This window comes from Pseudomonas sp. RIT778, from assembly GCF_019718735.1.
Taxonomy (GTDB): Bacteria; Pseudomonadota; Gammaproteobacteria; order Pseudomonadales; family Pseudomonadaceae; genus Aquipseudomonas; species Aquipseudomonas aphyarum.
The window spans coordinates 41279-59179 of the sequence record NZ_JAIHBA010000018.1 but is presented as its reverse complement, the minus strand read 5'-3'; the positions used below and the strand labels follow the sequence as shown (position 1 = coordinate 59179).

The window sequence follows — 17901 nt, the reverse complement described above, 5'->3', positions numbered from 1 at the left end:
AGCGAGCCTGCTCGCGAAGAAGCCTTCACATCCGACATCAATGTCGACTGAAGCACCGCTTTCGCGAGCAAGCTCGCTCCCACAGGGGTTTGCATTCCTTCAGAGGAATCCGCGCAGTTTTTTACACCGCCGCGTTGTAGAACTGCTCGCTGCTCTTCTGCTCCACCAGCGCCTGTTCGATGGCAGCCTGATGCACTTCGTCGGCGTGCTCTTCGCGGGCTTCCGGCTGAATGCCCAGACGTGCAAACAGCTGCATGTCCTTGTCGGCCTGCGGGTTGGCGGTGGTCAGCAGTTTGTCGCCGTAGAAGATCGAGTTGGCGCCGGCGAAGAACGCCAGGGCCTGCATCTGCTCGTTCATCGCTTCGCGGCCGGCGGACAGGCGCACGTGGGATTGCGGCATGAGGATGCGCGCCACGGCGAGCATGCGGATGAAGTCGAATGGATCGACATCGTCGGCGTTTTCCAGTGGCGTGCCGGCGACTTTCACCAGCATGTTGATCGGCACCGATTCCGGATGCTCCGGCAGGTTGGCCAGCTGGATCAGCAGGTTCGCGCGGTCATCGAGGGACTCGCCCATGCCGAGAATGCCGCCGGAGCAAATCTTCATCCCCGCGTCGCGCACGTAGGCCAGCGTCTGCAGGCGCTCGCTGTAGGTGCGGGTAGTGATGATGCTGCCGTAGAACTCGGGCGAGGTGTCGAGGTTGTGGTTGTAGTAATCGAGCCCGGCCTTGGCCAGCGCTTCGGTCTGATCCTGATCGAGACGACCGAGGGTCATGCAGGTTTCCAGGCCCATGGCCTTCACGCCTTCGACCATCTTCAGCACGTAAGGCATGTCCTTGGCCGACGGGTGTTTCCACGCCGCACCCATGCAGAAACGGGTCGAGCCGATGGCCTTGGCGCGGGCAGCCTCTTCGAGGACTTTCTGCACTTCCATCAGCTTTTCTTTTTCCAGCCCGGTGTTGTAGTGACCGGACTGCGGACAATATTTGCAATCTTCCGGGCAGGCGCCGGTCTTGATCGACAGCAGGGTGGAAACCTGGACGCGGTTGGCGTCGAAATGCGCGCGGTGCACCGTCTGCGCCTGGAACAGCAAGTCGTTGAATGGCTGAACGAAGAGTGCTTTGACTTCGGCCAAAGTCCAGTCGTGACGCAGGGTGGCAGTGGTGCTGGCGCTCATGGGCGGTTCCTTGGTTATGCTTGGCTGGCGCCTGGGGAAACGGAATACCCACAGGCACGACACGGATGTTCGGCATATTTAAGGAAGAGTCATGCGCTGTCAACCACACTACGAACGGCCGGTTTACATCTGGTTAAAAAACAAACAACTCTGTTTATTGTGCGATGAGCCGGCAGACGCGCAAATCCCGATCTGCACCGCCTGTGAAACCGATCTGCCGTGGCTGGGCGATCAATGCCTGACGTGCGCCCTGCCCTTGCCCGCTGCCGGGCTTACCTGTGGTGGCTGCCTGCAGGATCCGCCAGCCTTTGAGCAAGTGGCCGTGCCATGGGTTTATGGCTTTCCGGTGGACACGCTGATCACCCGTTTCAAGCACAACGGCAAATGGCCGCTTGGCCACTTGCTCGCCGACGTTCTCGGCGAGTTCCTGCAACATCGCTTCGAAGAAGACCTGCCTCGCCCGGACGCCCTGCTGCCGGTACCGCTTGCACCGAAACGCCTGCGCCAGCGCGGCTTCAACCAAGCAGCGATGCTGGCGCAGTGGCTGGGCAAGTCACTCGACCTGCCTTGCGAGGAACACAGCCTGTTGCGCGTGCAGGATACCGACGCCCAGCAGGCCCTCAACGCCAAAGCGCGTAAACGCAATCTGCGACACGCCTTCGCCTTGAGCCCCGATGCCCAGGTGAAAGGCCGGCACCTGGCCCTGGTCGACGACGTGCTGACCACCGGCGCCACCGCCCAGGCGCTGGCCCGGTTGCTGATGGACGCCGGCGCCGCGCGGGTGGATGTGTACTGCCTGGCCCGCACGCCAAAACCCGGCGACGCGGCTTGACGGATACGCCTCGAGCCGCCAACGTCCTCCCTCAACCTTTCAGCACAAAGCGTCCGCCATGTCCCTGCCCTCTCTGTTGTCCCAGCACATCGTCCGCCGTCCGCAGCGCATCGCCTTGCTGCAACACATCGCCGAACAGGGTTCGATCACCCGCGCTGCGAAAAGCGCCGGCCTGAGTTACAAGGCGGCGTGGGACGCCATCGATGAGCTGAACAACCTCGCGCAAAAGCCTCTGGTCGAGCGCGCGGTCGGCGGCAAGGGCGGCGGTGGCGCCAAGCTGTCGAGCGAGGGCGAGCGAGTGCTGCGTCTGTATCAGAAGCTGCAAGCCTTGCAGGCCCAGGTGCTGGAAGCGGCCGAGGACGCCAGCGATCTGGACCTGCTCGGTCGGCTGATGCTCAGGACCAGCGCGCGCAATCAGTTGCACGGCAAAGTTGTGCTGATCGAAGGTCAGGGCCGCAACGATCTGATCCGCCTCGAACTGGCCGAAGGCCTGTCGATCGACGCACAGATCACCCACGACAGCACCTTGCACCTGGAGCTGCAACCGGGCACCGAAGTGGTGGCGCTGATCAAGGCCGGCTGGCTCGAACTGCTCGCGCCAGAGGCCACGCCCGCCGTCGGCCATAACCTTCTGAGCGGTCGGATCGAGGCGATTCTCGACGCCGAAGACGGCCCGAGCGAAGTGCGCATCGCCCTGCCCAACGGCCAGACCCTGTGTGCGCTGGCAGAACCGCTGGACTTGCGCACTCGTGGCCTGACGGTCGAGCAAGCGGTGCAGGTGCAGTTTTCCCCGTCCAATGTGCTGCTCGGAACACCGCTCTAAACAGCGCTGCAACGAAAGCGTCATCGACCCGCATTAAGGTGGCTGCCAAAACCATGCAGGGAGCCTGATGTGAGCCTATTAGAAGAAAACCAATCCACAGACCTGGAAAAAATGGTCGGCCTGAGCCGTCGCGGTTTCATCAGCGCCGGCGCGCTGTGCGGCGCGGCGATGTTCCTCGGCGGCAACCTGCTGAGCCGCAGCGTACTGGCCGCCAGTGTCAGCGCCGGCAACAGCCGTCTGCTCGGCTTCGACAGCATTCCGGCTGCCACCACCGACACCATTAGCCTGCCCAAAGGCTACAAGTCGTCGGTGCTGATCAGCTGGGGCCAGCCGTTGCAAAAGAACGGCCCGGCCTTCGACCCGAGCGGCAACGGCACAGCGGCTGCGCAGGAAGTGCAGTTCGGCGACAACAACGACGGCATGAGCCTGTTCGAATTCCCGGGCGAGAAAAACCGTGCGTTGATGGCGATCAACAACGAATACACCAACTATCGCTACCTCTATCCGCACGGCGGCATGCCGCAGTCGGCCGAGGACGTGCGCAAGGCCCTGGCCTGCGAAGGCGTGTCGGTGATCGAAGTCCAGCGCAAGAACGGCCAGTGGCAGTTCGTCCAGGGCTCGCGCTACAACCGGCGCATTCACGGCAACTCGCCGCTGCGTATCAGCGGCCCGGCAGCCGGTCACGAGCTGATGAAAACCAGCGCCGACAAGCACGGCAAGAAAGTTCTCGGCACCTTCCAGAACTGCGCCAACGGCAAGACGCCGTGGGGCACTTATCTGACCTGCGAAGAGAACTTCACCGACTGTTTCGGCAGCAGCAACGCCCAGCAACAGTTCGACCCGGCGCAGAAACGCTACGGCGTGTCGGCCGCCAGCCGCGAGATCAACTGGCACCCGTTCGATCCGCGCTTCGACATGGCGAAGAACCCCAACGAACTCAACCGCCACGGATGGGTCGTGGAGATCGATCCGTTCGACCCGCAATCGACCCCGGTCAAACGCACCGCGCTGGGCCGCTTCAAACATGAAAACGCCGCACTGGCCGAGACCGACGACGGTCGCGCCGTGGTGTACATGGGCGACGACGAACGCGGCGAGTTCATCTACAAATTCGTCAGCCGCGACAAGATCAACCACCGCAACGCCAAGGCCAACCGCGACATCCTCGATCACGGCACGCTGTACGTGGCCAAGTTCGATGCCGGCGACGGCAACCCGGACCATCCGAAAGGCCAGGGCCAGTGGATCGAACTGACCCACGGCAAAAACGGCATCGACGCCAGCAGCGGTTTCGCTGATCAGGCTGAAGTGCTGATTCACGCGCGTCTGGCGGCGAGTGTGGTCGGCGCCACGCGCATGGACCGTCCGGAATGGATCGTGGTCAGCCCGAAAGACGGCCAGGTTTATTGCACCCTGACCAATAACGCCAAGCGCGGCGAAGACGGCCAACCGGTGGGCGGGCCGAATCCTCGGGAGAAAAACGTCTACGGCCAGATCCTGCGCTGGCGCACCGACCGCGACGATCACGCGTCGAAGACTTTCGCCTGGGATCTGTTCGTGGTGGCCGGCAACCCGGGCGTCCATGCCGGTACGCCGAAGGGCGGTTCGTCGAATATCACCCCGCAGAACATGTTCAACAGCCCGGACGGCCTCGGTTTCGACAAGGCTGGCCGACTGTGGATTCTCACCGACGGTGATTCGAGCAACGCTGGTGATTTCGCCGGGATGGGCAACAACCAGATGCTCTGCGCCGATCCTGCGACCGGTGAGATTCGCCGGTTCATGGTCGGGCCGATCGGCTGTGAAGTCACCGGGATCAGTTTCTCGCCGGATCAGAAAACCCTGTTCGTCGGGATTCAGCACCCGGGCGAGAACGGCGGTTCGACCTTCCCCGAGCACCTGCCGAACGGCAAGCCACGCTCATCGGTGATGGCGATTACCCGTGAGGATGGCGGGATCGTCGGCGCCTGATTTGACGACGCTCTGATCGTTCCCGTGCGCTGCACGGGAACGATCCCACTCAAGACAGCCCGTCTGCGCTACCATGCTGAGCCGGACGCGGCAGCCTGCTGCGCGCAGGAGTCAGCATGGCCCACCCGTTTGAAACCCTCACCCCAGACCTCGTGCTCGATGCCGTCGAAAGCATCGGCTTCCTGAGCGACGCGCGCATTCTGGCGCTCAACAGTTATGAAAACCGCGTCTATCAGGTCGGCATCGAAGACTCGGAACCGCTGATCGCCAAGTTCTATCGCCCGCAGCGCTGGACCAACGAAGCGATCCTGGAGGAGCACCAGTTCACCTTCGAACTGGCCGACGTCGAAATCCCGGTGGTGGCGCCGCTGATCCACAACGGCGAAACCCTGCACGAACACGCCGGTTTTCGTTTCACCCTGTTTCCCCGTCGCGGTGGCCGGGCGCCGGAGCCGGGCAATCTCGACCAGTTGTATCGCCTCGGCCAGTTGCTCGGGCGCATGCACGCGGTCGGCGGGACCAAACCGTTCGAGCACCGCGAAGCGTTGGCCGTGAAGAACTTCGGCCATGACTCGCTGACCACTTTGCTGGAAGGCAACTTCATCCCGAAAAGCCTGCTGCCGGCCTACGAATCGGTCGCCCGCGATCTGCTCAAGCGTGTGGAAGACGTCTACGCCAACACGCCGCACCAGAACATCCGCATGCACGGCGACTGCCACCCCGGCAACATGATGTGCCGCGACGAGATGTTCCACATCGTCGACCTCGACGACTGCCGCATGGGCCCGGCGGTGCAGGACATCTGGATGATGCTCGCCGGCGATCGTCAGGATTGTCTGGGACAACTGTCGGAGTTGATGGACGGCTACAACGAATTCCACGACTTCGATCCGCGCGAACTGGCGCTGATCGAACCGTTGCGCGCCCTGCGCCTGATGCATTACAGCGCGTGGCTGGCCCGACGCTGGGACGATCCGGCGTTCCCCCGCAACTTTCCTTGGTTCGGCAGCGAGCGGTATTGGGGCGATCAGGTGCTGGCGTTGCGCGAGCAACTGTCGGCGCTGAACGAAGAGCCGTTGAAGCTTTTCTGACACGACACGTCTATACAACTGCCCGTACAATCGCTGCTTTGTTAGCTGCCTAAGCAAGGATTCTGCATGCAAGCCGCCAACCCGCGTCGCGGGTACATTCTGGGCCTTAGCGCCTACATTATCTGGGGACTGTTCCCGCTCTACTTCAAAGCCATCGCCGAAGTGCCGGCGGTGGAAATCATCATCCACCGGGTGCTGTGGTCGGCGCTGTTCGGCGCGCTGCTGTTGATGGTGTGGAAGCATCCCGGCTGGTGGCAGGAACTGCGCGACAACCCGAAACGCTTGGCGATTCTTGCGCTCAGCGGCACCTTGATCGCGGCCAACTGGCTGACCTACGTCTGGTCGGTGAACAACGGCCGGATGCTGGAAGCGAGCCTCGGTTACTACATCAACCCGCTGGTGAACGTGCTGCTGGGCATGCTGATCCTCGGCGAACGCCTGCGGCGCATGCAGTGGCTGGCGGTCGGTCTGGCGGCGGTCGGCGTTGCGCAGCAGGTCTGGCAGGTGGGCAGTCTGCCGTGGGTGTCACTGGTGCTGGCGCTGACCTTCGGTTTCTACGGGCTGATCCGCAAGCAGGCGCCGGTCAAGGCGCTGCCGGGGCTGGTGGTGGAAACCTGGATGCTGGTGCCGATCGCGCTTGCGTGGCTGCTGTTCAATCCGACCGCAACCAGTGCTCAGGCCGAGTTCTGGACCACCTCCGAAGCCTGGTGGCTGGTGGCAGCCGGTCCGGTGACGCTGGTGCCGCTGGTCTGCTTCAACGCGGCGGCGCGGCACCTGCCCTACACCACCCTCGGTTTCCTGCAATACCTGGCGCCGACGCTGGTGCTGCTGCAAGCCGTGCTGCTGTTCGGCGAGCACTTATCGTCCAGCACGCTGATCGCCTTCATGTTTATCTGGGCCGGTCTGGCGGTGTACAGCGTCGATGCGTGGCTGAGTCTGCGCCGGCGCAGCTGATCAAAAAACGCACAAACCTCCACAGGCCACGGTTCTCGTGGCCTGCATCGTTCCTTCCCAAGGTTATCCACAGCGTGATCCCCGCCGTTTGTGCGCAAGTCACTGAATGCTGGCGGTTTTTTGATCAATCTTCGCCAAGCCACGGCGGACGTGGTCTGGCGCTCAGTCTCTACAGGTTATCCACAGGCAGGTGCACGTTTAAACTGGATAACCCGATCCGTTCTCAGGGATCGGTGCGCAGCACCAGTTCCACCATCAAGTCATCGGCAAGGGTTTCCAGGCGCGATTGCAGCACGTCCAGCGACAAGGTCAGCGGCACCGCGAGAATCGCCTCGGCGTGGAACAGCGGTTCACTGCTCATCGGTGCCGGGCGCACTTCGGTTACCAGCCGTTCGAGGTTGACGCCCTGCTCGCTCAGCAACCGGGTGATGTCACGCACGATGCCTGGTCGGTCATTGCCCACCAGTTCCATGGCGATCGGTTTCCAGGTGCAGGCCTGCTCGATACCGCTTTCGGCCACCAGCACGCGAATGCCCTGTGCCGACAAAGCTTGTAGGGCATCGACTAATTCGTCGTAAGCCTCCGCCGGCACACCGACCCGCAGGATCCCGGCGAACTGCCCGGCCATGCGTGACATGCGGCTTTCCAGCCAGTTGCCGCCGTGTTCGGCGATGCATTGGGCGATGCGCTCGACCTGCCCGGGCTTGTCCGGTGCGAAGACGGTGAGTACGAGGTGATCCATGGCGCAGCCCTCTTGTCATGACTTTTGTTATAGAAAAGCAAGTATAGGCAAGCGTTCGACAGACGCCTCAGACGCTCGAAATCACAAATCGTGTACAACTTTTTATATTTAACTGGAACAATCCATTGGTTTTTTGAGAACATCCCGTTCCGCGCCGTGACCGCAATGCGTCATGGGGTCGCAGAACGACGTAATTAGTCTGATTTTCACAACCGCAACTCATCATGTAGTATGCCGCAGCGCGCACTACATAACGCTGGATCGATGTCTGCCCAAGGCACGTTCGCAACCCTGAAAGCCCCGTCAGCAAGGCCCCCAAGCCGTTGATTGGTCCCAGCCCAGCCGCCAGCGATGGCATGTACTGGTCGAGGGGTTTGTGGTTTAAATGGCCAGAGGCTTCATTGTTAAATTGAAGAGCTGAAAAGCGAAATAGCTGAGCAGAGTGAGGCAAGCAATGACTGAACACGTTCAAGTCGGTGGCCTGCAGGTCGCCAAAGTCCTGTTCGACTTCGTGAACAACGAAGCCATTCCCGGTACCGGCCTCACCGCCGACAAATTCTGGGAAGGTGCCGACAAGGTCATTCACGACCTGGCGCCGAAGAACAAAGCCCTACTCGCCAAACGCGATGACTTCCAGGCTCGTATCGATGGCTGGCACCAGAGCCGTGCCGGTCAGCCGCACGACGCCGTGGCCTATAAAGCCTTCCTGCAAGAGATCGGTTATCTGCTGCCAGAAACGGCTGATTTCCAGGCAACGACGCAAAACGTCGATGACGAAATCGCCCGTACCGCCGGCCCGCAACTCGTGGTTCCGGTGATGAACGCCCGCTTCGCCCTCAACGCCTCGAACGCCCGCTGGGGTTCGCTGTACGACGCCCTGTATGGCACCGACGCCATCAGCGAAGCCGGCGGCGCGGAAAAAGGCAAAGGCTACAACAAGGTACGTGGCGACAAAGTCATCGCCTTCGCCCGTGCGTTCCTCGACGAAGCCGCGCCACTGGCGACCGGCTCCCACGTCGACTCCACCGGCTACAAGATTGCTGACGGCAAACTGGTCGTCACCCTCAAGGGCGGCAGCACCAGCGGCCTGCGCAACGAAGCTCAGTTGATCGGCTTCCAGGGCGACACCAATGCGCCGATTGCGATCCTGCTGAAAAACAACGGCCTGCATTTCGAAATCCAGATCGATGCCAGCACCCCGGTCGGCCAGACCGATGCCGCCGGCGTCAAAGACATCCTGATGGAAGCGGCGCTGACCACCATCATGGACTGCGAAGACTCCGTCGCTGCCGTCGATGCCGACGACAAGGTTGTGATCTACCGCAACTGGCTCGGCCTGATGAAGGGCGATCTGGCGGAATCCGTGTCCAAGGGCGGCCAGACCTTCACCCGTACCATGAACCCGGATCGCACCTACACCAAGGTCGACGGCAGCGAACTGACCCTGCACGGCCGTTCGCTGTTGTTCGTGCGTAACGTCGGTCACCTGATGACCATCGACGCGATCCTCGACAAGCACGGCAACGAAGTGCCGGAAGGCATCCTCGACGGCCTGGTGACTTGCCTGGCGGCGATGCACAACCTGAGCGGCAACACTTCGCGCAAGAACACCCGCACCGGTTCGGTATACATCGTTAAACCGAAGATGCACGGCCCAGAAGAGGCGGCGTTCACCAACGAGCTGTTCGGTCGCATCGAAGACGTGCTGGGCCTCAAGCGCAACACCCTGAAAGTCGGGATCATGGACGAGGAGCGCCGTACCACGGTCAACCTCAAGGCCTGCATCCAGGCCGCCAGCGAGCGCGTGGTGTTCATCAACACCGGTTTCCTCGACCGCACCGGCGACGAAATCCACACCTCCATGGAAGCCGGCCCGATGGTGCGCAAGGCTGACATGAAGGCCGAGAAATGGATCGGCGCCTACGAGAACTGGAACGTCGATATCGGTCTGAGCACCGGCCTGCAAGGTCGTGCGCAAATCGGTAAAGGCATGTGGGCGATGCCCGACCTGATGGCAGCGATGCTCGAACAGAAAATCGCTCACCCGCTGGCCGGCGCCAACACTGCCTGGGTTCCGTCGCCGACCGCCGCTGCGCTGCACGCGCTGCACTACCACAAGGTCGACGTGTTCGCCCGTCAGGCCGAGCTGGCCAAACGTGCCCGCGCTTCGGTCGATGACATCCTCACCATCCCGCTGGCGGTCAACCCGAACTGGACCCCGGAGCAGATCAAGAACGAACTGGACAACAACGCCCAGGGCATTCTCGGTTACGTGGTGCGCTGGATCGACCAGGGCGTGGGTTGCTCGAAAGTGCCGGACATCAACGACGTCGGCCTGATGGAAGACCGTGCGACGCTGCGTATCTCCAGCCAGCACATCGCCAACTGGCTGCGCCACGGCGTGGTGACCGAAGCACAAGTGATGGAAAGCCTCAAGCGCATGGCGCCGGTGGTGGACCGTCAGAACGCCAACGACCCGCTGTACCGTCCGCTGGCCCCGAACTTCGACAGCAACATCGCCTTCCAGGCGGCGGTCGAACTGGTGATCGAGGGCACCCAACAGCCGAACGGCTACACCGAGCCGGTCCTGCACCGTCGTCGTCGCGAGTTCAAGGCTGCGAACGGCCTGTAACCTGCGCTGATGCCGGACATGAAAAAGCCCTGATCTTTGGATCAGGGCTTTTTTGTTTGCGCCGGATTGGCTAGGGCTCGATGCCCAGCTCATGTCTGACGAGACCGAGCAACTTGGCGGTATCGATCGGTTTGAGCAGGAAATCCACCACGCTCAGATGCATCGCCGCAATCGCGTCCTTCACGTCCGCATCGCCCGAGACAATGATGATCGGCATCGCTGCCCTTACCGACTCGCGCACCTGCCGGATCAAGTCCAGCCCACCGACATTGCCCATCCGCAGATCGGTAATCACCAGGCCAATGGAAGGTTTTTCTTCGAGCATCTTCAGGGCGGACTCACCGCTGGCCGCGGTCAGGCAGCGAATGCCATCCAGTGCCAGGATCTCCGACAACAACTCGCGGGCATCCTTGTCGTCGTCGACGATCAGTACCCGCTGCGGTGGCAGGTCGGGTTCCAGCATGACGGCGCTGAGCGCTTCGCGCTCGGCGTCGCTCAAAATATCGTGGTCGGACATGGCGTTCTCTACGTTTTCAAATCGATCCCCTGGCACAGTGGTCAGACATCGCTGGGCAGAGCTTCAATGTGCACTTCGTCGGATTTTTTTCCAAGGGGCGAACCGAAGAATTTCCGACTGATTTTGTAGGGCATATCCGAAAACTCCCCAACGGCATGCCCAACCTAGACTTACGTCCAATGGGCACCCCGCGCGATGGGGTCGACCATGGCTGCAACGATCCGACAACAACAATTCGAAAAAGACTGCGGTAATGGTTATGAGTAAAGCGGACGCCTTCACCCAGGCAGGGAAAACCGCGGTGTTGCAGAACATTCAGGGCACTTTGCAATTCCTCCAGCGCTTCCCCCCTTTCAATCAAATGGAACACGCCCACCTGGCCTATCTGGTGGAGCAATGCCAGCTGCGCTTCTACGGTCAGGGCGAAAGCATCATCAAACCCGCCGACGGGCCGGTCGAACACTTCTACATCGTCAAGCAGGGCCGGGTGGTCGGCGAACGTCCGCACACGGCCAAGGGCGGCACCGAAACCACGTTTGAAATCACCACCGGCGAGTGTTTTCCCCTCGCCGCGCTGCTCGGCGAACGGGCGACTCGCACCGAACACCTGGCCGGCGAAGACACCTTCTGCCTGCAACTGAACAAACTGGCGTTCATCAAGCTGTTCGCCCTCTCCAGCACCTTCCGCGATTTCGCCCTGCGCGGGGTCAGCAGCCTGCTCGATCAGGTCAATCAGCAGGTCCAGCAAAAAGCAGTGGAAACCCTCGGCACTCAATACTCGCTGAACACTCGCCTCGGCGAATTGGCCATGCGCCATCCGGTGACCTGCAGCCCGTCTACGCCTCTGCGTGAAGCGGTGAAATTGATGCACGAACAACAGGTCGGCAGCATCGTCGCGGTGGACGAGCAAAAGGCGCCGCTAGGGATTTTTACCCTGCGCGACCTGCGCCATGTAGTGGCTGAAGGGGTTGGCGATTTCAGCGAGCCGATCGAACGCCATATGACCCGCTCGCCGTTCTATCTGTCGCCGGATCACAGCGCCTTCGACGCGGCGATTGCCATGACCGAACGGCACATCGCCCATGTGTGTCTGGTCAAGGATCGACGCCTGTGCGGTGTGGTTTCCGAGCGGGATCTGTTCTCGCTGCAGCGGGTCGATCTGGTGCACCTGGCGCGGACTATTCGCAGCGCCCAGCGGGTCGAACAACTGGTGACCCTGCGCGGCGAGATCGGCCAACTGGTGGAGCGCATGCTCGCTCACGGCGCCTCGTCGACCCAGATCACCCACATCATCACCCTGCTCAACGATCACACCGTGTGCCGGGTAATCGAACTGACCCTCGCCGAGAAAGGCGACCCCGGCGTACCGTTCAGCTGGCTGTGCTTCGGCAGCGAAGGCCGGCGCGAGCAGACGCTGCACACCGATCAGGACAACGGCATTCTGTTCGACGCGCGGGATGCGGCCCATGCGGCGGAGATTCGCGGCAAGCTGCTGCCCATCGCCCAGCAGATCAACAACAGTCTGGCGCAATGCGGTTTCACTCTGTGCAAGGGCAACGTCATGGCCGGTAATCCGCAGCTGTGCCTGTCCCGCGCCGAATGGGCCAGACGCTTTGCCGCGTTCATTCGCGAGGCAACGCCGGAGAACCTGTTGGGCTCAAGCATCTATTTCGACCTGCGCGTGGTCTGGGGCGATGAACAGGGCTGCGAGCAATTGCGCCGGGGGATTCTCGATCAGGTCGCTGATAACCGACTGTTCCAACGGATGATGGCCGAGAACGCCTTGCGCAACCGCCCACCAGTGGGGCGTTTCCGTGAGTTCGTGCTCACGAAAAAGAACGGCGAGAAAGCCACGCTGGACCTGAAAATTCAGGGCCTAACCCCGTTTGTCGACGGTGCCCGCCTGCTGGCGCTGGCCCATGGCATCGATGCCAACAACACCCTCGAACGCTTCCGCCAGTTGGTGGATAAAGAAGTCATCGACCGACTGGATGGCGCCGCGTACGAAGAGGCGTATCACTTCATCCAACAGACGCGCATGCAACAGCATCAACTGCAGACCCGGGAAAACCTGCCGTACTCGAACCGGGTCGATCCCGACAGCCTCAATCATCTGGACCGACGCATCCTGCGTGAATCCCTGCGCCAGGCTCAGCGCCTGCAAAGCAGCCTGACCCTGCGGTATCAGCTATGAGCCTGTTTTCGTGGCTGCGTCCGGCCAGTCCCGTCGTGCCGGACGACCTGCAACAGCGCCTGACGAAACTGCCGGCCATTGGCGAACTGCGTGAATGCAGTTTGCGCGAGCAGCGTTGGGTGGTGCTGGATCTGGAAACCACCGGGCTGAACCTGAACAAGGATCGGGTGGTGTCGATCGGCGCGGTGGTGGTTGAGGACGGCGCGATCGACTTCAGCCAGCAGTTCGAACGCACCTTGCAATGTCGCGAGCTGAAACTCGGCCCGAGCGTGTTGATTCACGGCCTGGCACCGAGCGCGATTGCCGCCGGCAGCGAGCCCACCGAAGCCTTGGTCGAGCTACTGGAGTTTATCGGCGACAGTCCGGTGCTGGCGTTTCACGCTTCGTTCGACCAGCACATGCTCGGCCGCGCACTGAAGGAACATCTGGGGCACAAGTTGCAGACGGTGTTCCTCGATGTGGCGCAGATCGCCCCGCTGGTTTGCCCGCAGGCGCAGATTCGCGAGGCGGGGCTGGACGAGTGGATCGACTGGTTCAAGCTCGAAGTCTTCGAGCGCCACCATGCGAGCGCCGACGCTCTGGCCACGGCGGAACTGGCGCTGATCCTGTTCAGCCGGGCACGCCAGCAGCAGATCCACAGCCCGCTGAATCTGCAGCAACGCCTGAGTCAGTGGAAACGCCGCCAGCAGACGCATTCGTTCTGAATCCGGGTTGTCGGCCGACAACCCGACCGGTGGCCAATTGCTAACCATTCCCACCTCTGCCACAATCGCGAACAATTCTCGTTAGTTAACACTTCCCAATCGGTGTCGTCGTGTCTTCAGCCCAAAGCCCTCACAGTGAGCTCGTCGGTGCGTTGTATCGCGACCACCGCGGCTGGCTGCTGGCCTGGCTGCGCCGCAACGTCGCCTGCCCGCAACGGGCCGAAGACCTGAGCCAGGACACCTTCGTCCGCCTGCTCGGCCGCGATGAGTTGCTGACGCCCCGCGAACCCCGGGCGTTTCTGGTGGCGATCGCCAAAGGCTTGTTGTTCGACTACTTCCGCCGGGCGGCGCTGGAACAGGCGTATCTGACCGAACTGATGCTGATCCCTGAGGGCGAACAACCCTCGGTCGAAGAGCAGCAACTGATCCTCGAAGATCTCAAGGCCATCGACCGCATGCTCGGCAAGCTGTCGACCAAGGCTCGCGCCGCTTTCCTCTATAACCGCCTCGACGGCCTGACCCACGCCGAGATCGCCGACAAACTCGGCGTGTCGGTCCCGCGCGTGCGTCAGTACCTGGCCCAGGGCATCCGCCAGTGCTACGTCGCGTTGTACGGTGAGCCGACATGAGCCCGGCCAGTTCCCGACCGGTCCCGGCCCATGTGCTGGATGCGGCGATTGCCTGGCAATTGACCCTCGATTCCAGCACGCCGCTGGAGCGCGAAGAGTTCGCCAAATGGCACGCGGCCAATGAAGAACACGCTCGCGCCTGGCGTCAGTTGGGCATGCTCGACCAGCGTTTCAGCGTGGCCAACGGCCCGGCACGCAGCGCGTTGCTGCAATCGCGCGAAGGCATCCGCCGCCGCGTGCGCAAGCTCGGCAGCGGGCTGGCCAGTGTCGTGGCGGTGGTCGGTCTGGCGTTGTTTGCCGGCGAACGTTATCTACCGCTGGATTACTGGCTCGCCGATCAACGCACCGCCACCGGCGAACAGCGCACCGTGCGCCTGGCCGATGGCACCGTGCTCAACCTCAATACCCACAGCGCGGTGGATGTCCGCTTTGATGAGAAGCGGCGGCTGATCGTGTTGCAGGAAGGCGAAATCCTCGTCGAAACCGGTCACGGCGATGCGCGGCCGTTCATCGTCGAAACCGCCGAGGGCAGCATGCGCGCCCTGGGCACGCGGTTCCTGGTCAAGCGCGAAGACGCCGGCACGCGCCTGAGCGTGTTGCAGTCGGCGGTCGCGGCGCATCCACAATCCGATCCCAAGGAACAGATCCTGCGCGAAGGCCAGCAAGTGCTGATCCGCAATAACGGTCTGGATTCGGTGGTGGCGCTCAACCCCGGCGCCGATGCCTGGACCCGCGGCATGCTGGTGGTGGACAACGCGCGCCTGGAAGACCTGGTGCATGAACTCGGTCGTTATCGCCGCGGCCATCTGGGCATTGCGCCGGAAGTTGCCGACCTGCGCATCACCGGCAGCTTCCCGCTGCACGACACCGACAAGGCGCTGAACGCCCTGCTGCCGACCCTGCCGGTGCAGATCGAGCAGCACACGCCATGGTGGGTGACCGTGGCCAAGGCGGATCCGAAGCCCTGACATTCAGCGCTGCCTGAGCAATCGCTGTCGCGAACAGGTCGCGACAGAAACACCCATCACACCCCATGAAAACGGACTTTCTGCTGACTTGTGCAGCGATGTCGTTCGTTAATCGAAATTATTTTCATCCAGCCCTATCACTTTTCGAATCTCGTCCGGCACACAGGCAATTGAGAAATATTTCCATTCAGGAGCCGCCGTATGTCCCGTTCGCTAGACACCTTGTTGCGCCCCAGTTTGCTGGCGGTCGCCATTGCCCTCTGCACCCCGCTGGCCAGCAGCCAACTGATCGCCGCTGAACAGGCGTCGAGCGTACGCGCCTACAACCTGCCGGCGGCTCCGTTGTCGACCACCCTGAACCAGATCGCCAGTCAGGGCGGCCTCACGCTGTCGCTGAACCCGTCGCTGGCGGCGGGCAAGACCTCGGCGCCGGTCAACGGCCAATATGACGCGGCCGGCGCCCTGCGCGCGGCCCTGCGCGGCACCGGTCTGCAACTGGAACAGAGCAGCGCTGGCACTTACACCCTGGTCGCCGTGCCGGAAGGCGTAATGGCCCTGCCGGAAACCTCGGTGATCGGCGTGGAAAACTATGAAAGCGCCTGGGGCCCGGTCGAAGGCTACACCGCCACCCGCACCGCCGCCGGCACCAAGACCGACACCGCGCTGGTCGAAGCACCGCGTTCGATTTCGGTCGCCACTCGCCAGCAAATGGAAGACCGTGGCGTGCACAGCCTCGATGACGCCGTGCGCTACATGCCGGGTATCACCGCCAGCAGCTACGGCAGCGACACCCGCGCAGACTGGCTGCGCGTTCGCGGTTTCGAACCGACCCAGTTCCTCGACGGCCTGCCGCTGCCAAAAGGCGTGTACGCCAACCCGAAACAGGAAACCTGGAACCTCGACCGCCTCGCCCTGCTGCGCGGCCCAGCCTCGTCGGTTTACGGCCAGACCCCGCCGGGCGGCCTGCTGGACATGGTCAGCCGTCGCCCGAGCGATGTGCAGAGCAGCGAAATCCAGCTGCAATACGGCAGCGACAACCACCGTCAGATCAACTTCGCCAGCACCGGCAAGATCGACGACGCCGGCCAGTTTCTCTATGGCCTCAGCGGCGTGGTGCGTGACAGCGGCACGCAGATCGACCACGTCGACAACAAGCGCTACAACATCGCGCCAAGCCTGACCTGGAACATCGACGACGACACCAAGTTCACCCTGCTGACCCAGTTCACCCGCGACGATACCGGCATCACCAGCCAGTTCCTGCCGGTGCAGGGCACCAAAATCGACATGCCGTTCGGCAAGGTTTCCCACCACAAGAATCTGGGCGATCCGGACTGGGAATACTACGACCGCACCTACTACGCGCTGGGCTATGCCTTCGAACATCGCCTGAACGATGTGTGGCAGTTCAAACAGAACCTGCGCTACACCAAGTCGGATCTGTCGTTCCAGGGCATCACCGTCGGCTCCTACCCGTTCACTCAAGTGGACAATGATGGCAACGTCGGCCGCTCGACCACCATCGTCGACGAAGACATCAGCCAGTTCGCCGTGGACAACAACTTCCAGGCCGACTTCGCCACCGGCGACATCCGCCATACCCTGCTGCTGGGTCTGGATCACCAGCGCAGCAACACCAACTACACCTCGATCTTCGGCAGTGCGCCGGACATCAACGTGAACAACCCGATCCATGGTCAGCCGATCGTGCGTCCGGCGCGCTCCACCGCGTTCTATGACTACAACCAGAAGACCTACCAGACCGGCCTCTACGTCCAGGACCAAATGGCCCTGGATCAATGGCGCCTGACCCTCGGCGGTCGTGAAGACTGGGTGCACACCGGTACGAAGTTCATCAACAAGGCCGATGCGACCAACACCGACCGCGACAAGGCCTTCAGCGGCAACGCAGCGATCAGCTACGTGTTCGACTCCGGTTTCGTACCGTACCTGTCGTACGCCGAATCCTTCCAGCCGACCAGCGGCGCCGACGCCTCTTCGACCGAATCGCTCAAACCGACCGAAGGCAAGCAGTGGGAACTGGGCATCAAGTACCAGCCACCAGGCAGCAAGACTTTGCTGACTGCGGCCGTGTATGACCTGACCCAGAAAAACGTTTCGGTCAGCTCGTTCGTCAACGGCGTATCGATCACCAGCCAGACCGGCGAAGTGAAGGTCAAAGGCCTGGAGCTGGAAGCCGTCTCCGACGTCACCGACAACCTGAAGGTCATCGCCGCGTACACCCTGGCCAAGTCCGAAGTGCAGAACGGCGCCGACAAGGGCAACCGCCTGCAACTGATGCCGAACCAGCAAGCCTCGCTGTGGGCCGATTACACCTGGCACAGCGGCGTGCTCGACGGCTTCGGCATCGGTGCCGGCGCGCGCTACACCGGCAACACTTACGGCGACAAAGCCAACACCTGGCTGGGCAAGGCGGACGCCTACACCGTGTTCGACGCCGCCGTGCATTACGACCTCGGCCGTCTGGACAACAGCCTCAAAGGCGCGTCGCTGGCACTCAACGCCACCAACCTGCTGGACAAGGACTACATTTCCACCTGCGACAGCTTCTACTGCTACTACGGCGACCAGCGCAGTGTCGTCGCCAGCGCCACCTACAAGTGGTAAGCGCCTGAGCTGAAACAGGCCCTGCAACCAGGCCGTCCC

14 protein-coding genes are annotated in these 17901 nt (G+C 62.2%); 11 read left to right on the top strand and 3 right to left on the bottom strand.

The window, feature by feature from the left end; genetic code table 11:
- Positions 1-121: 121 nt before the first annotated feature.
- Complete coding sequence (bioB, locus tag K5E37_RS13685) at positions 122-1177, bottom strand: biotin synthase BioB (RefSeq protein WP_007959840.1); 1056 nt, start codon at positions 1175-1177, stop codon at positions 122-124.
- A gap of 91 nt (positions 1178-1268) precedes the next feature.
- Here bioB and K5E37_RS13680 point away from each other — a divergent pair, with 91 nt between their 5' ends.
- From K5E37_RS13680 to rarD, 5 genes are all read left to right on the top strand, one after another.
- Positions 1269-2009: a ComF family protein gene (locus K5E37_RS13680; RefSeq protein ID WP_085609071.1), complete on the top strand. Its 741-nt coding sequence runs from the start codon at positions 1269-1271 to the stop codon at positions 2007-2009.
- Between the two features lie 58 nt (positions 2010-2067).
- A complete protein-coding gene (locus tag K5E37_RS13675; RefSeq protein ID WP_085609070.1) occupies positions 2068-2832 on the top strand; it encodes a TOBE domain-containing protein in 765 nt (254 codons plus the stop codon).
- A 69-nt stretch (positions 2833-2901) separates the two neighbouring features.
- The gene (locus tag K5E37_RS13670; protein WP_085609069.1) at positions 2902-4803 is read left to right on the top strand and encodes a PhoX family phosphatase; all 1902 of its coding nucleotides are present in this window, start codon (positions 2902-2904) and stop codon (positions 4801-4803) included.
- 116 nt (positions 4804-4919) lie between these two features.
- Positions 4920-5894: a serine/threonine protein kinase gene (locus K5E37_RS13665; RefSeq protein ID WP_221534103.1), complete on the top strand. Its 975-nt coding sequence runs from the start codon at positions 4920-4922 to the stop codon at positions 5892-5894.
- 66 nt (positions 5895-5960) lie between these two features.
- Entirely contained in the window at positions 5961-6848 is an 888-nt protein-coding gene (rarD, locus tag K5E37_RS13660) for an EamA family transporter RarD (RefSeq protein ID WP_007959831.1), read from the top strand.
- A gap of 223 nt (positions 6849-7071) precedes the next feature.
- On the opposite strand, the gene K5E37_RS13655 is transcribed toward rarD, so the two are convergent.
- Positions 7072-7590, bottom strand: coding sequence for a glycine cleavage system protein R (locus K5E37_RS13655; RefSeq protein ID WP_007959830.1), 519 nt, complete (start codon positions 7588-7590; stop codon positions 7072-7074).
- Positions 7591-8044: 454 nt separating this feature from the next.
- Here K5E37_RS13655 and K5E37_RS13650 point away from each other — a divergent pair, with 454 nt between their 5' ends.
- Positions 8045-10222, top strand: coding sequence for a malate synthase G (locus tag K5E37_RS13650; protein WP_221534101.1), 2178 nt, complete (start codon positions 8045-8047; stop codon positions 10220-10222).
- A 70-nt stretch (positions 10223-10292) separates the two neighbouring features.
- Here K5E37_RS13650 and K5E37_RS13645 read toward each other — a convergent pair whose 3' ends face one another.
- Positions 10293-10739, bottom strand: a complete 447-nt coding sequence (locus K5E37_RS13645; RefSeq protein ID WP_085609066.1) for a response regulator — start codon at positions 10737-10739, stop codon at positions 10293-10295.
- A 253-nt stretch (positions 10740-10992) separates the two neighbouring features.
- Here K5E37_RS13645 and K5E37_RS13640 point away from each other — a divergent pair, with 253 nt between their 5' ends.
- From K5E37_RS13640 to K5E37_RS13620, 5 genes are all read left to right on the top strand, one after another.
- Positions 10993-12933, top strand: a complete 1941-nt coding sequence (locus tag K5E37_RS13640; protein ID WP_045121910.1) for a putative nucleotidyltransferase substrate binding domain-containing protein — start codon at positions 10993-10995, stop codon at positions 12931-12933.
- On the top strand, positions 12930-13637 hold the full coding sequence (locus K5E37_RS13635; protein WP_221534099.1) for a PolC-type DNA polymerase III: 708 nt from the start codon (positions 12930-12932) through the stop codon (positions 13635-13637). The genes K5E37_RS13640 and K5E37_RS13635 overlap by 4 nt, the downstream gene beginning before the upstream one ends.
- A 110-nt stretch (positions 13638-13747) precedes the next feature.
- A complete protein-coding gene (locus K5E37_RS13630; protein WP_045121909.1) occupies positions 13748-14266 on the top strand; it encodes an RNA polymerase sigma factor in 519 nt (172 codons plus the stop codon).
- On the top strand, positions 14263-15234 hold the full coding sequence (locus K5E37_RS13625; RefSeq protein WP_085609064.1) for a FecR family protein: 972 nt from the start codon (positions 14263-14265) through the stop codon (positions 15232-15234). Before K5E37_RS13630 ends, K5E37_RS13625 begins: the two co-directional genes overlap by 4 nt.
- 201 nt (positions 15235-15435) lie before the next feature.
- Entirely contained in the window at positions 15436-17862 is a 2427-nt protein-coding gene (locus K5E37_RS13620; protein WP_221534097.1) for a TonB-dependent siderophore receptor, read from the top strand.
- The last annotated feature ends 39 nt before the right edge of the window (positions 17863-17901 follow it).